The following is a 13,385-nucleotide window of genomic DNA, read 5'->3' on the forward strand; positions in this document are numbered from 1 at the left end:
GCTTGCGCGCCCGGCGATGAGGTCGGAACAAAGGCCCTGGCGCCCAGCGCCATCAGCCCGCCGTCCGTGGCGCGCCGTGGGCCAGCGCGCGTTGGCGCTTGCGTTCGGCGAGCCAGTCGGAGAACCGTTCCATGTACAGGTAGATCACCGGCGTGGTGTACAGCGTGACCAGCTGCGACAACAGCAGGCCGCCCACGATGGACACGCCCAACGGCTTGCGCAGCTCCGAACCGATGCCGTTGCCGAGCGCCAGGGGCAATGCGCCCAGCAGCGCCGCCGCGGTGGTCATCATGATCGGACGGAAGCGCAGCAGGCACGCGCGGCGGATGGCGTCGGTGGCGTTCATGCCGGTGCGCTTCGCCTCGATGGCGAAGTCGATCATCATGATCGCGTTCTTCTTCACGATGCCGATCAGCAGCACGATGCCGACGATGCCGTCCACCGAGAGCGTCATGCCGCACATCAGCAGCGCGAGCAGCGCACCCACGCCCGCCGGCGGCAGGGTCGAGATGATCGTCAGCGGGTGGATGTAGCTCTCGTAGAGCACGCCCAGCACGATGTAGATCACGATGATCGCCGCCAGCAGCAGGAGCACCTCGTCACCCACCGAGGTGGAGAACTCGGCGGCCTTGCCGATGAACTGGCCGCGCACCTGCGGCGGGAAGCTCAGTTCCGACTCCACGTCGTGGATCGCGGCAACGGCCTCGGACAGCGAATAGCCCTGGGCGAGGTTGAACGAGATCGTGACGGCCGGCAGCTGCTGCAGGTGGCTCACCACCAGCGGTGCCGTGGTGACCTTGGCGCTGGCCAGCGACGCGATGGGGATCGTGCCGCCCGCGCCGACCTGGAAGCCGACGTTACCCGTGCTGCCGATGCCGGCCGGGGTCGCCGAGTTGCTCGACGCGAGCTGGCCGAAGCTGGTGGCGTTGGAACCGGTGAGGGCGCCGTTGCCGTTGCCGCGCACGGTCAGCTTGTTGAGCAGGTCGGCGCTGGTGCGGAACTCCGGCGACACCTCCAGCACCACGCGGTACTGGTTGAGCTGGGTGAAGATCGTCGAGATCTGGCGCTGGCCGAAGGCGTCGTACAGCGTGTCGTCGATGGTCTGCACCGGCACGCCGAGGCGGCTGGCGCTGTCGCGGTCGATGGTGAGCTTGAGCGCGGTGCCCTGGTCGGCGAGGTTGTTGTCGACGTCGGCCAGTTCCTTGCGCTTGCGCATCGCGGAGGTCATCTGCTGCGCGTAGCCGGCCAGCTCCGTCGAATTCACGTCGGACAGCGAGTACTGGTACTCGGTGGCGGAGACCTGGCTGTCCAGCGTCACGTCCTGCACCGGCTTCAGGTACAGCACGACACCGGCGATGCCGCTCACGGCGTTCTGCAGGCGCGGCAGCACCTTGTCGAGGCCGTCGCGGTCACTGCGATCCTTCAGCACCAGCGAGATCTGACCCTGATTGAGCGTGGGATTGACCGAGCCGGCACCGATGAACGCGGCGACGCCCGCCACGTCGGGATCCTTCTGCAGCGCGTCGGCCACGGCCTTGGTGCGCTGCTCCATCTGCGGGAAGGCGACGTTCTGGTCGGCCTGGACCACGGCGGTGATGAGGCCGGTGTCCTGTTCGGGCAGCAGTCCCTTCGGGATCACGATGTACAGCACGACGGTGAGCGCCACAGTCAACGCCGCCACCAGCATGGTGAGCGGACGGTGATCCAGCACCCAGTCCAGGCTGCGGCCATAGCCCTCGACGATGCGCGACCAGGTGGTGTGCTTGCCGGCGGCGATGGCATGCTCGTGCGCGTCTTCCGCATCCGGCAGCTCATCGGCCTTGAGCAGGTAGGCGCACATCATCGGGGTGAGGGTCAGCGAGACCAGCATCGAGATCGCCACGGCGATCGTCAGCACCCACGCGAATTCGTGGAACAGGCGACCGGTGACACCCGGCATCAGCAGCAGCGGCAGGAACACGGCGATCAGCGAGACGGTCAGCGAGAGCACCGTGAAGCCGATTTCCTTCGCACCGATTTCCGCCACCATCTTGCCGTCGTGGCCTTGCTCGATATAGCGGACGATGTTCTCGATCATCACGATCGCGTCGTCCACCACGAAGCCGGTGGCCACCGCGAGCGCCATGAGCGAGAGGTTGTCCAGCGACATCCCCGCGAAGGCCATCACGCCGAAGGTGCCCATCAGCGACAGCGGCACCGCCACCGAAGGGATCACCGTGGCCCACAGGCGACGCAGGAAGACGAAGATCACCGCCACCACGAGGCAGACCGTGAGGATCAGGGTAAACTGCACGTCCTCGACCGAGGCGCGGATGGTGATGGTGCGGTCGGCGAACACGTTCAAGTGCACGTCGGCCGGCAGCACCTTCTGCAGGTCGGGGATGGTCGCGCGGATCTGCTTGACCGTCTGCACGATGTTCGCGCCGGGCTGGCGGCGGATGTCGAGCAGCACGGCGGGTTTACCGTTGGCCCACGCGGCGAGCTGGTCGTTCTCCACGCCGTCGATCACGTTGGCGACGTCGGACAGACGCACCGGCGCGCCGTTCTTGTAGCTAATGATGGTGCCCTTGTAGTCGGCGGCGTCCGCGAGCTGGTCGTTGGTGCCGATCGAGTACGACTGGGTCTTGCCGTTCAACGTGCCCTTGGGCGCGTTGACGTTGGCCTGGGTGAGCGAGCTGCGCACGTCCTCCATGGTGAGGCCGAGGTTGGCCAGCTGCGCCGGGTTCACCTGGATGCGCACGGCCGGACGCACGTTGCCGGCGATGGACACCAGGCCCACGCCCTGCACCTGCGAGAGCTTCTGCGCGAGGATCGAATCCGCGTAGTTGTTGACGTCACGCAGCGGCAGGCTGTCCGAGGTGAGCATCAGCGTCATGATCGGCGCATCGGCCGGATTGACGCGGTTGTAGACCGGCGGATACGGCAGGTTGTTCGGCAGCGTGCCGCGCGCCTGGTTGATCGCCGCCTGCACGTCCTGCGCCGCGATGTCGATGTCGCGGTCCATATTGAACTGGAGCACGATCGTCGACAGGCCGGCTGACGAGTCCGAGCTCATCATGCTCAGGCCGGAAATCTGGCCGAAGTTGCGCTCGAGCGGCGTGGTGACCAGCGCCGCCATGGTCGTGGCGCTGGCACCGGGGTACTGGGTGGTGACGACGAGGCTCGGCGCGTCGATCTCCGGCAGTGCCGACACGGGCAGCTGGCGGTAGCCGAGGATGCCGAGCAGCAGCACCGCCACCATCAGCAGCGAGGTCGCGATCGGTCGGCGAATGAAGAGTGTCGAGAAACCCACGTTCTGATCCTGGTGTGGCGGAGCCGTAAGGCCCGTGGGCGGCGCGCCCGTCGTGGACGCGCCGCGCGCTATCAGCCGCCTCGGCGGCCGCCCTGGCGACCCTTCTGGCCATCCTTCGCCTTCTGCAGTTCCTCGGCAGTCGGCGCGGCGGGCACCTGGCCCGGCGCCAGCGGCTGGATCTTCGAACCCGGCTTCAGACGGAACTGACCTTCGGTGACGACCTTGTCACCCAGCTTGAGGCCCTTGCTGATCATGACGTGGCTGTCGCCGACCTCGGTGGCGGTCTCCACGGTCTGCATCTTGACCGTGTTGTCGCCCTGCACGAGATACACGTAGTCGCCATCGGGGCCGCGCTGCACGGCCTGCGCCGGCACCACGAGACCGCCCTTGACCGTGCGCACGCGCAGCTGCACGTTCACGAACTGGCCCGGCCACAGCTGGGTCTTCTCGTTGTCGAACAGCGAACGCAGGCGGAAGGTGCCGGTGGTGGTGTCGATGGTGTTGTCGATCACGTCGAGGTGGCCGGTGGCCATCACGTGCGCATCGACGCGATCGAGCGCCTGCACTTCCAGCGAGGACAGCGACTGCTCGTCACCCTGCGTGGAGGAACGAACCATGTCGAGGTTCTTCTCCGGCAGGTAGAACATGACGTAGATCGGATGCAACTCCGTGAGCGTCACGATGGAATCGGTGGTGGCCACGATGTTGCCCACGTCCACCGCGCGGATGCCCGCGAGGCCGTCGATCGGCGAGATCACCTTGGTGAAGCCCAGTTGCACCTGCGAAGCGCGGATCGCGGCCTGATCGGCGATGACCGTGGCGGTGGCCTGGTCAAGCGTGTTCTTCAGGTTGTCCAGGTCCTGCTTCGAGACGTACTGCTGGCCGCCCTTGCTGACCAGGTTCTGCGAACGGTCGAGGTTGTTCTTGGCGGTGGCGGCGGCGGCCTGGTCCTGCTTGAGCTTGGCCACCGACTGGTCGTACTGCGACTGGATCGTGCGCGGGTCGATCTCCGCGATCACGTCACCGGCCTTTACTTCCTGGCCTTCCTTGAAGTTCAGCTTCATCAGCTGGCCGCCCACCTGCGGCTTCACCGTGACGGTGTTGCGCGCCTGCACGGTACCCAGCGCCGTGAGATAGACCGGAACATCCTGGCTCACGGCCGGGACGACGGTGACCGGTACCGGTGGCTGATCCTTGCCCTGCCCTTCGCCGTTGGCACGGGCTCCGGCCGCCGCAGCACCCTCACCGCCCTTGCCGCCATGCAGGCGTGGAACGATGAAGAAGCCCGCGATCACCAGTACCACGATGACGGCCAGCGCGATTTTCCAGAAACGCGACATGAAACACTCCCAGATGAATAACCGGTCGAACGCGGCGGACGGTGGGGAACCGGGCGCGCCGGGCGCCAAGGGTTTATACCCGTAATACGTTAAGAATCCACGGCGCCAATATAGGTGTAGGGGAACGGGATTGAACAATGCCGGTTGACAGGGGTGCACCATGACTGACGGCATGCCTCCCCCGGATCGCAAGCCCCCTGACCGGCCCGTGTTTCGCAGACCACTGACGCACGCCGAGGTTCCGCTATACTCGGGAAGGTTAGACGCCGCATCGCGGCTTGCAGGCACGCCGGTCCCCGGGGAGGGGGACGGCAAACCCAAACCCAGTGGAGTGAATGCGTGAGCGGTTCTCCAAGCAAGTCCGACCAGAACTTCATGCGCCAGTTTTCCTGGCTTACCGCCGGCCTGAGCATCCTGGCCATCGCCTTGATGGTGCTCGCATACACCATCTACAGCCACATTCCGAAAGAGCAGGACCCGGCCGTCGCCAAGCGCACCGAGGCCCGCATCGCTCCCGTGGGTGGCGTGTACGCGGGCGACACCGGCCGCGCCGCCATGCAGGCTGCCCAGGAAGCCGCGGCCAAGGCCGCCGCCGCCCAGGTCGCCTACGGTGGCAGCACCGACGGCAAGACCATCTACGACAACCTGTGCCACAGCTGCCACACGGCCGGCGTGGCCGGTGCGCCGAAACTGGGCGACAAGGGCGCCTGGGGCTCGCGCATCGCCGAAGGCACCGCCGTCCTGGTCAAGCACGCCATCGAGGGCTATACGGGCCCCGACGGCAACCACATGCCGGCCAAGGGCGGCAATCCGTCCCTCACCGACGAGCAGGTGGGCAACACGGTCAAGTGGATGATCGACCAGGCGAAGTAACGCACGCGGACATTGCGGGAAGGTTGCCTTGCCGAAAAAAGCGAAAGGCCGCGAGCGATCGCGGCCTTTTTCGTGGCGAAAAAGCTCCTGTAGGAGCGCGCTTGCGCGCGATGGGAGCTCGTCGCGACCTGTCATCGCGCGCAAGCGCGCTCCTACGGGTGTTGGCGGATCCAGTCGGCCGCAAAGGCCTGCAGGTCGGGGAAGAATCGCTCGAAAGTGCCGTGCAGGGCTGCCTCGTCGGCGAGCAGCACCGGCACGGCCTCCGCGATGGGGTTGGCCCGGGACAATCGGGTCGACAGGCCCGCCAGAGCGTGCTCTACCCGTTCCAGCCGCTCGTAGCCCGCGGGCAGGTCGTACCTGTCCATATATATAAGGAAGCGGCGCAGTCGCTCCGGCAGCAACGGCATCGCCTCGTGCAGCTCGGCGCGGTAGCGATCCGAGAACGTGCCCAGCGGTTCGTCACTCCAGCGGGCGAAGTCCCGGGCCAGACAATGGTCGAACCACACATCGAGCAGGATGCCCGCGTAACGCCGGAACGGGGGCGGCATGCGCTCTCGTGCCGCACGCACCTCGTCGTGGCTGTCGGTGAAGCCGTCGATGGCGCGATGCAGGTAAATCCCATCGCGGACCCGCGCCGGCAGAGCCTCGTCGGGCGTGCCGTGGGTGAAGTCGCCGAGGATGCCGCCCAGGCGCAGGGCCGCGTCGTCACCCGCCAGCAGGGCATGGGCCAGCACGTTCATGGCGCGTGTCCGGGGCGACAGCGGGAGGCAACGGGTATCATGGAGGGCATGAGCGATCTACTACCTGATGCGCCGGGACAGTTCCCGGCCGAAACGACGAGCTTCGCGCTCGCCGGCCCCGCGGGCAAGCTCGAATGCGAGGCGAAGCCCGCCACCGAGGGACGCCGCGACGCCGTCGCCGTCATCTGCCATCCGCTGTCCACCGACGGCGGCAGCATGCACAACAAGGTGGTGACCATGGTCGAGCGCTCGCTGCGCGAGTCCGGCCTCGACACCGTCATCTTCAATTTCCGCAGTGTCGGCCGCTCCGAAGGTGCCTTCGACCACGGCAATGGCGAAAGCGACGACCTCGCGGCCGTCGTGGCCTGGGCCCGCCAGGTCCGCCCCGGCGCCAAGCTGTGGCTCGCCGGCTTTTCGTTCGGCAGCTACGTCAGCCTGCGCAACGCCGTCGCCCTTCAGGCCGATGCCCTCATCAGCATCGCGCCGCCGGCCGCTGGCCGTGGCTGGGACTTCTCGCCGATCAAGCTGCCGTCCTGCCCCTGGCTGGTCGTCATGGGCGACGCGGACGAAATCGTGGAACCGAAGGCCGTATACGACTGGGTCGCCAGCCTGCCCGAAGGTCATAAGCCGACCCTGGTGAAGATGGAAGAGACCAGCCATTTCTTCCACCGTCGCCTCATGGACCTGCGTGGCGTCATCAAGCACGCCGTCAAGAACTGGCCGCCACACCCGGAACACGCATGACCTGCAGCGAATCCACCCCGGGCGAGCGCTATCGCGATGGCGTCGCCGGACACCGCTGGGAATCCGACCCGGCCCAGCTCGGCGTCGTCGCCGAGTTCGACCGCCTCCATGCGGCACTGTGCACGGCCGAGCCCGCCAACGGCGGCCTGTTCGGCCGGCTACGCACCATGCTTGGCGGTGAACAACGCAAGACGGTGCAAGGCCTGTACCTCTGGGGTAGCGTCGGTCGCGGCAAGACCTTCCTGATGGACCTCTTCGTCTCCAGCCTCTCGCCGGGGCTTGCACTGCGTCGACACTTCCATCGCTTCATGCAGGAAATCCACGCCACGTTGCGCGAACTGGGCGAGCGCCAGAATCCGCTCGACGAAGTCGCCGCGCGACTGGCCGCAAAGTGTCGCGTGCTCTGCCTCGACGAATTCCTGGTTACCGACATCGGCGACGCGATGATCCTGGCCGGCCTGATGGATGGCCTGTTCCAGCGCGGCGTCGTGCTGGTCACCACCTCGAACACGCCGCCGTCCAATCTCTACAAGGATGGCCTGCAGCGCGCCCGCTTCCTGCCGGCGATCGCTGCCATCGAGAAACACTGCGTGGTGCATGAGATGGTCTCGCCGCGCGACTGGCGCCTGCGTGCACTGAGCCAGGCCTCGGTGTACCTGGTACCACCGGGCCAGGAAGCCGAGCGCTCGCTGGCGAAGATCTTCGCCGGACAGGCGCAGGGCGATATCGTCGAAGGGGGCGGCCTGCACATCAACGCACGCGACATCCCCGTGCGTCGTCGTGCCGAGAACATCGTCTGGTTCGACTTCGAGGCCCTTTGCGAAGGACCGCGCGCCGTCGCCGACTACATCGAACTGGCCAAGACCTTTCCCGCGGTCATCGTCTCCAACGTGCCGCAGTTCACCGTCTACTCGGAGAACGAAGCCAAGCGTTTCGTGCTGCTGGTGGACGAGTTCTACGATCGTCACGTGAAACTCGTACTCTCCGCCGCCGCGCCGATCACCGAGTTGTACGACGGCGCGAAAGTACGCGCCGAGTTCGGTCGCACCGAATCCCGCCTGATCGAAATGCAGAGCGAGGACTACCTGGGTCGTGACCACAAACCTTGAACCGAATAGCGGGAGGACGGCTGGTCGTGCGCCCCCGATTGCGGGCATGCTTGGCGGGCGGTCAACCCGCACCATCCCACGAGGTACGCCATGGAACATTGCGAACTGATTCCCGGCCGCGGCATCCGCCGGGGCGACACCGATATCTTCTTCGGCATGCGCCGCAAGGCACTGCGTGACGCACTCGGCTATAAGCCCGCCAGCGAGAACATGTGGGACGACGAGGACGAATACGCCGACAGCCACGGCAACGACTGGCTGCTGCTGCGCTTCCTCGACGACAAGCTCTGCGACATCGAGGTTCGCGGCGGCCGCCTCGGCCACGAAGGCATCGAGCTGAAGGACACCAATGTCCACGCCCTCAAGGCCGCACTGAAGAAGACCGGCATGGACTTGGAAAAAACCCAGTGGTTGTCCGAAGGGCGCGACTGCGTCGACCTGCAGGTGGTCGTCGCCTCCCAGGAAGATGCCGGCGACGTGGGCGACGAGATCGAATGGGTCATCGCCAGCAGCGACTTCAAGGTCGAGGAATGAATCCACGGGCCATGGCGTTTGTCTCGCTGCCGCGCTTCGGCGTCGCCGCCGCGCTGATGCTCGCGCTGGCCGGCTGCGCCAGCACGCCCGCCGTAGCGCCGCAACGCAGCGCCCTGGCCCAATGGTCGCCCTCGCCCAACTTCAACGCGCGCAAGGCGCAGTTCATCGTGCTGCACCACACGTCCACCACGAACGCCGCCGAAGCGCTCAAGGTGCTGAAGAGCCGCAACAGCGGTGGCCCGGTGAGCGCGCATTACCTCGTTGAAGCCGATGGCCGCATCGACCAACTGGTCGACGATGGCGCCCGCGCCTGGCATGCCGGTGCCGCGCGCTGGGGCGACATGACCGACCTCAACTCATCGTCCATCGGCATCGAACTGGACAACGACGGCGTGTCGCCCTTCACCCAGCCGCAGATCCAGGCGCTCATCAACCTGCTCAACGATCTCACGACACGGCTAGGCATTCCGAAGCAGGCCGTGATCGGTCATGGCGATATCGCGCCGGGGCGCAAGAACGATCCCAGCGTGCGGTTTCCGTGGTCCACGCTGGCGAGCTACGGCTTCGGCCTGTGGCCCGACCAGCCACTGATCCCCGCACCGCCCGGCTTCGACAGCCTCGCCGCGATGCGCCTGGTGGGCTACGACGTGTCCAATCCGCGTGCCGCGATCATCGCCTTCCATCGGCACTATCGCGCGATGGAGAGCGACACGCTGGACAACACGGATGCGTCGATTCTGTATGCGTTGCAGCGCAAGCTGATGGCACCGCGCTGACCCACCGTCGTTCCAGCGCACGCTGGAACCCAGCGCGAGGCGATCGGTTATCGCGACGCGGCCTCCTACGTAAAGCCGATGCGATGCCCTCGCCGTGCTGGCGAACCGGGGCGCTGGGTTCCTGTTTTCACAGGAACGACGAGGCTGGGAGACCGTCGTTCCAGCGAACGCTGGAACCCAGCGCGAGGCGATCGATTATCGCGACGTGGCCTCCTACGCAAAGCCGATGCAACGCCCTCGCCATGCTGGCAAACCGGGGCGTTGGGTTCCTGTTTTCACAGGAACGACGGTAGGTAGGGTTAGTATGAAAACGAAGCAAACGCCGCGATCGTCCGCTCGACGCCTTCATCGTCCACGTCGATATGCGTGACCATCCGCACCTGCGGCAGATAACCGATGCTCAACAGCACGCCCGCCTTCGACATGTGCGCAGCAAGATCCTTTAGCCGTTCCGCAGGCACGTCCACGAAAACCATATTGGTGTGGCAGCCCTTCACCGCCAGCCCGTCGATGCGGCCGAGTCCTTCGGCGAGGCGTGCCGCGCGGGCGTGATCCTCCGCCAATCGCTCCACATGGTGATCCAGCGCGTACGTCGCGGCGGCCGCCAGCATGCCGGCCTGGCGCCAGCCACCGCCGGTGACCTTGCGCCAGCGACGCGCACGCTCGATCAGCGACGCGCTGCCCACCAGGACGGAACCCACCGGCGCACCCAATCCCTTCGACAGACAGATGGACACGCTGTCGAAACCGGCGACGACCTCGCGCACCGGCCGCCCGTACGCGACGGCCGCGTTGAACAGACGCGCGCCATCCAGATGCAGGCCCAGCCCACGTCGCGTCGCCAGCTCGCGAGCACGCGCAAGATAACCAAACTCGATCGTGCGCCCCATCCACGTGTTTTCCAGCGTGAGCAACCGCGTCCGCGCGAAATGGGGATCGATCGGCTTGATCACGGCCTCCACTTTGTCCAGCGGCAAGCTGCCGTCGGCGTCCTGCGGAATCGGCTGCGGCTGGATCGAACCGAGTACCGCTGCGCCGCCACCTTCGAAACGGTAGGTATGCGCATCGGCACCCACGATGTACTCGTCGCCGCGCTCGCAATGCGACATCAACGCGAGCAGGTTGCTCTGCGTGCCTGACGGCACGAACAACCCCGCCTCGAAACCGAGATCGGCCGCCAGGCGCTCTTGCAGCGCGTTGACCGTGGGGTCTTCCCCGTAGACATCGTCACCGACCTCCGCCCGAAGCATGGCCTCGCGCATCGCCTGGGTGGGTCGGGTCACGGTATCGCTGCGCAGATCGACGGGAGTCATGGGCTTGTTGGCGGGTAGTGGTCCCCCATCCTAATCCACGCTTTCGCCTTCACACATCCCGGTGCATCATTTGTTCCCATGATCACCATCGTCATGGGCGTCTCCGGCAGCGGCAAGAGCACGATCGGCGAAGGGCTGGCCACGCGGCTGGGCATTCCCTTCATCGATGGCGACAGCCTCCATCCCCAGGCCAATCGCGACAAGATGGCCCAAGGCATCCCCCTCGACGACACCGACCGCCAGCCCTGGCTGGAAGCGATCGTCGCCGAGATGGATCGTCATCGCGCCGATGGACGGTCGCTGGTGCTGGCCTGTTCGGCGCTAAAGAAGCGCTATCGCGATTTCCTGCGCCAGGGTCACGATGACGTGCGCTTCGTCTACCTGCACGGATCGCGCGACTTACTGGCCGCCCGATTGGGTCACCGCAGCGGGCATTTCTTCAACCCCGCCCTGCTCGACAGCCAGCTGGCGACGCTCGAAGAACCCTCGCGCGACGAAGCCTTCTGGGTCGACATCGGCGATTCGCCCACCGACACCATCGAGACGGTGATCCGCAGCGGCTGCGCTCAGGCACGCGGCGCCGCGTCGCGATAGCTGGTGGGCGCGCGACCGAGCGCACGACGGAACATCGTGGAGAAACCCGTCGGGTTCTCGTAGCCCAGGTCCAGCGCGATCTCGGTCACCGACTCGCCCGCCGACAGGCGTGGCAGCGCATGTAGCAGGCAGGCCTGCTGGCGCCACTGCGCGAAGCTCATGCCGGTCTCGTGACGGAACAGGCGAGTGAAGCTGCGCCGGTGCATCGCCAGGTCGTCGGCCCACGCGTCGATGGGCTCGGTGATCGTCGGACGTTCCAGGAAGCGCGTACAGCGCTCGGCCAACGCAGCGTGCGTCGGCAACGGCAAGGCGAGAGGCACGGTCGGCGCGCGGCCGATCTCGGCGACCAGCAAGGCCATCAGCAAGCCATCGCGCCCCGTCGGCTCGTACTCGCGTGGCACCTGCTGCGCCTCCACCAACAAGGCACGCAGCAACGGCGAAACGGCGAGCACGCGGCAGCCTTCGTCCACCGGACCGATCGCTCCCGGCTCGATATAGACGCCACAGGTGAACACCACGCCGATCATGCGCACCGAATGCGGCATCGTCGGCGGAATCCACACCGCCCGCTCCGGCGGCGCGATCCACGCCCCGTCTGGCGTGGTGACCGCCACGGTGCCCTGCGAGGCATAGAGCAACTGGGCCCGACGATGATGATGGGTCGCCAGCTCGAAAGAGGCCGGATAGACGTTGGCCCGCGCGACGACGGGCCGGGCCACGGCCTCGAAGCTGTCCGGATCGCGCTCGGTCATGCCCTGTCCCATTCTCGAAGGCTTGTGACCCATATTCTAGCGCGGGACGAACCCTGAGCATGTTCTCATAGACCTTCCACGCTACCCCAGGAACGTCCATGCAAGCCCCGACCACCGACGCCCCGGTGGAAACACCCCGCGCCGCCACGCCCACCGTCTATGGCGTGATCTTCGCGATCAGCTTCTGCCACCTGCTCAACGACATGATGCAGTCGCTGCTGCCGGCCATCTATCCGGGATTGAAAGAGGGTTTTCATCTGGACTTCGGCCAGATCGGCCTGATCACCCTCACCTACCAGATCACGGCCTCGATCCTGCAGCCTCTGGTCGGCCTATACGCCGACCGTCGCCCGACGCCGCTCGCGCTGCCCGGCGGCACGCTGTTCTCGCTGGCTGGCCTGCTCGTGCTGTCGGTGGCCCACTCCTATCCGATGCTGCTGGTCGGCGCGTCGCTGCTGGGCATGGGTTCGTCGGTGTTCCATCCCGAGTCGTCGCGCGTGGTGCGCATGGCCGCCGGCGGCCGTCACGGCCTCGCGCAGTCGTTGTTCCAGGTGGGCGGCAACGCCGGCCAGGCGCTCGGTCCGCTCGCCGCCGCCGTGGTCGTGGTGCGCTGGGGCCAGTCGAGCCTGGCCTTCTTCGCCCTGCTCGCCCTGCTCTCCGGCGCCGTGCTGTGGAACGTAGGTCAGTGGTATCGCCACCACGGCCTCGTGCGCCTGAAGAGCGGCGGCGGTGCACACGACGTCGCGCCGCCGACCAGCGCGGAAGCACGCCGTGGCATCACGGTGCTGCTGGCGTTGATCTTCTCGAAGTACGTGTACCTCGCCAGCCTCACCAGCTACTTCACCTTCTATCTCATCCACCGCTTTGGCGTGTCGGTGGAAAACGCGCAGCTGCACCTGTTCGTCTTCCTCGGCGCGGTAGCCGTCGGCACGATCCTCGGTGGTCCGATGGGCGACCGCTTCGGCCGCAAGCACGTCATCTGGTTCTCGATCCTCGGCGCGCTGCCATTCACCCTGCTGCTGCCCCACGCGAACCTGTTCTGGACGGCACCGCTAACCGTCGCGATCGGCCTCATCCTCGCCTCTGCGTTCCCGGCCATCGTCGTCTTCGCGCAGGAGCTGGTGCCCGGCAAGGTCGGCATGATCTCCGGCCTGTTCTTTGGCTTCTCGTTCGGCATGGGCGGCCTCGGTGCCGCTGGCCTGGGCGAACTCGCGGACCATATCGGCATCGAAGCCGTCTACCAGGTCTGCGCGTTCCTGCCGCTGATCGGCCTGCTCGCCGCCTTCCTGCCCAACCCGAAGCGAAAGACCGCCTGACC

Annotated in this window: 12 protein-coding genes; 7 read left to right on the forward strand and 5 right to left on the reverse strand. The window is 66.4% G+C overall.

What is annotated here, in order from left to right; all coding sequences use genetic code 11:
- Window positions 1-52: 52 nt before the first annotated feature.
- A complete protein-coding gene (locus GAK28_RS10485; protein ID WP_291778290.1) occupies window positions 53-3,292 on the reverse strand; it encodes an efflux RND transporter permease subunit in 3,240 nt (1,079 codons plus the stop codon).
- 71 nt (window positions 3,293-3,363) lie between these two features.
- Window positions 3,364-4,632: an efflux RND transporter periplasmic adaptor subunit gene (locus tag GAK28_RS10490; RefSeq protein ID WP_291778292.1), complete on the reverse strand. Its 1,269-nt coding sequence runs from the start codon at window positions 4,630-4,632 to the stop codon at window positions 3,364-3,366.
- Between the two features lie 375 nt (window positions 4,633-5,007).
- Between GAK28_RS10490 and GAK28_RS10495 the strand changes: the two genes are divergently transcribed.
- The gene (locus GAK28_RS10495; protein ID WP_291778361.1) at window positions 5,008-5,505 is read left to right on the forward strand and encodes a c-type cytochrome; all 498 of its coding nucleotides are present in this window, start codon (window positions 5,008-5,010) and stop codon (window positions 5,503-5,505) included.
- Window positions 5,506-5,657: 152 nt separating this feature from the next.
- On the opposite strand, the gene GAK28_RS10500 is transcribed toward GAK28_RS10495, so the two are convergent.
- The gene (locus GAK28_RS10500) at window positions 5,658-6,245 is read right to left on the reverse strand and encodes an ACP phosphodiesterase (protein WP_291778295.1); all 588 of its coding nucleotides are present in this window, start codon (window positions 6,243-6,245) and stop codon (window positions 5,658-5,660) included.
- Between the two features lie 48 nt (window positions 6,246-6,293).
- On the opposite strand from GAK28_RS10500, the gene GAK28_RS10505 reads away from it, so the two are divergent.
- The 4 genes from GAK28_RS10505 to GAK28_RS10520 all read left to right on the forward strand — a co-directional run bounded on the left by GAK28_RS10505 (window position 6,294) and on the right by GAK28_RS10520 (window position 9,408).
- Window positions 6,294-6,989 carry an alpha/beta hydrolase gene (locus GAK28_RS10505; protein WP_291778298.1) on the forward strand — a complete coding sequence of 232 codons (696 nt, stop codon included), beginning with the start codon at window positions 6,294-6,296 and terminating at the stop codon, window positions 6,987-6,989.
- The gene (gene zapE / locus GAK28_RS10510; protein ID WP_291778302.1) at window positions 6,986-8,098 is read left to right on the forward strand and encodes a cell division protein ZapE; all 1,113 of its coding nucleotides are present in this window, start codon (window positions 6,986-6,988) and stop codon (window positions 8,096-8,098) included. The genes GAK28_RS10505 and zapE overlap by 4 nt, the downstream gene beginning before the upstream one ends.
- Before the next feature lie 90 nt (window positions 8,099-8,188).
- The gene (locus GAK28_RS10515) at window positions 8,189-8,632 is read left to right on the forward strand and encodes a hypothetical protein (protein ID WP_291778304.1); all 444 of its coding nucleotides are present in this window, start codon (window positions 8,189-8,191) and stop codon (window positions 8,630-8,632) included.
- Complete coding sequence (locus GAK28_RS10520; protein WP_291778307.1) at window positions 8,629-9,408, forward strand: N-acetylmuramoyl-L-alanine amidase; 780 nt, start codon at window positions 8,629-8,631, stop codon at window positions 9,406-9,408. Before GAK28_RS10515 ends, GAK28_RS10520 begins: the two co-directional genes overlap by 4 nt.
- 299 nt (window positions 9,409-9,707) lie before the next feature.
- Here the strand turns inward: GAK28_RS10520 and ltaE are convergent, their stop codons facing one another.
- Window positions 9,708-10,721 carry a low-specificity L-threonine aldolase gene (gene ltaE / locus GAK28_RS10525; RefSeq protein ID WP_291778309.1) on the reverse strand — a complete coding sequence of 338 codons (1,014 nt, stop codon included), beginning with the start codon at window positions 10,719-10,721 and terminating at the stop codon, window positions 9,708-9,710.
- A 78-nt stretch (window positions 10,722-10,799) separates the two neighbouring features.
- Here ltaE and GAK28_RS10530 point away from each other — a divergent pair, with 78 nt between their 5' ends.
- On the forward strand, window positions 10,800-11,315 hold the full coding sequence (locus tag GAK28_RS10530; RefSeq protein WP_291778312.1) for a gluconokinase: 516 nt from the start codon (window positions 10,800-10,802) through the stop codon (window positions 11,313-11,315).
- On the opposite strand, the gene GAK28_RS10535 is transcribed toward GAK28_RS10530, so the two are convergent.
- Window positions 11,288-12,067, reverse strand: a complete 780-nt coding sequence (locus tag GAK28_RS10535; RefSeq protein ID WP_291778315.1) for a helix-turn-helix transcriptional regulator — start codon at window positions 12,065-12,067, stop codon at window positions 11,288-11,290. The genes GAK28_RS10530 and GAK28_RS10535 overlap by 28 nt on opposite strands.
- Before the next feature lie 98 nt (window positions 12,068-12,165).
- On the opposite strand from GAK28_RS10535, the gene GAK28_RS10540 reads away from it, so the two are divergent.
- Window positions 12,166-13,383 (forward strand): MFS transporter, encoded by a 1,218-nt coding sequence (locus tag GAK28_RS10540; protein ID WP_291778317.1) that lies wholly within the window; start codon window positions 12,166-12,168, stop codon window positions 13,381-13,383.
- The last annotated feature ends 2 nt before the right edge of the window (window positions 13,384-13,385 follow it).

Origin of the sequence: Luteibacter sp., assembly GCF_009912395.1 — a bacterium.
Classification (GTDB): domain Bacteria; phylum Pseudomonadota; class Gammaproteobacteria; order Xanthomonadales; family Rhodanobacteraceae; genus Luteibacter.

What these genes read in the sequence shown, in the direction of transcription:
- GAK28_RS10505 (WP_291778298.1), top strand. Translation starts at nt 6,294, where the DNA reads ATGAGCGATCTACTACCTGATGCGCCGGGACAGTTCCCGGCCGAAACG.
- GAK28_RS10520 (WP_291778307.1), top strand. Translation starts at nt 8,629, where the DNA reads ATGAATCCACGGGCCATGGCGTTTGTCTCGCTGCCGCGCTTCGGCGTC.
- GAK28_RS10535 (WP_291778315.1), bottom strand. Translation starts at nt 12,067, where the DNA reads ATGACCGAGCGCGATCCGGACAGCTTCGAGGCCGTGGCCCGGCCCGTC.
- GAK28_RS10495 (WP_291778361.1), top strand. Translation starts at nt 5,008, where the DNA reads ATGCGCCAGTTTTCCTGGCTTACCGCCGGCCTGAGCATCCTGGCCATC.
- zapE (WP_291778302.1), top strand. Translation starts at nt 6,986, where the DNA reads ATGACCTGCAGCGAATCCACCCCGGGCGAGCGCTATCGCGATGGCGTC.
- GAK28_RS10540 (WP_291778317.1), top strand. Translation starts at nt 12,166, where the DNA reads ATGCAAGCCCCGACCACCGACGCCCCGGTGGAAACACCCCGCGCCGCC.
- ltaE (WP_291778309.1), bottom strand. Translation starts at nt 10,721, where the DNA reads ATGACTCCCGTCGATCTGCGCAGCGATACCGTGACCCGACCCACCCAG.
- GAK28_RS10500 (WP_291778295.1), bottom strand. Translation starts at nt 6,245, where the DNA reads ATGAACGTGCTGGCCCATGCCCTGCTGGCGGGTGACGACGCGGCCCTG.
- GAK28_RS10515 (WP_291778304.1), top strand. Translation starts at nt 8,189, where the DNA reads ATGGAACATTGCGAACTGATTCCCGGCCGCGGCATCCGCCGGGGCGAC.
- GAK28_RS10530 (WP_291778312.1), top strand. Translation starts at nt 10,800, where the DNA reads ATGATCACCATCGTCATGGGCGTCTCCGGCAGCGGCAAGAGCACGATC.
- GAK28_RS10490 (WP_291778292.1), bottom strand. Translation starts at nt 4,632, where the DNA reads ATGTCGCGTTTCTGGAAAATCGCGCTGGCCGTCATCGTGGTACTGGTG.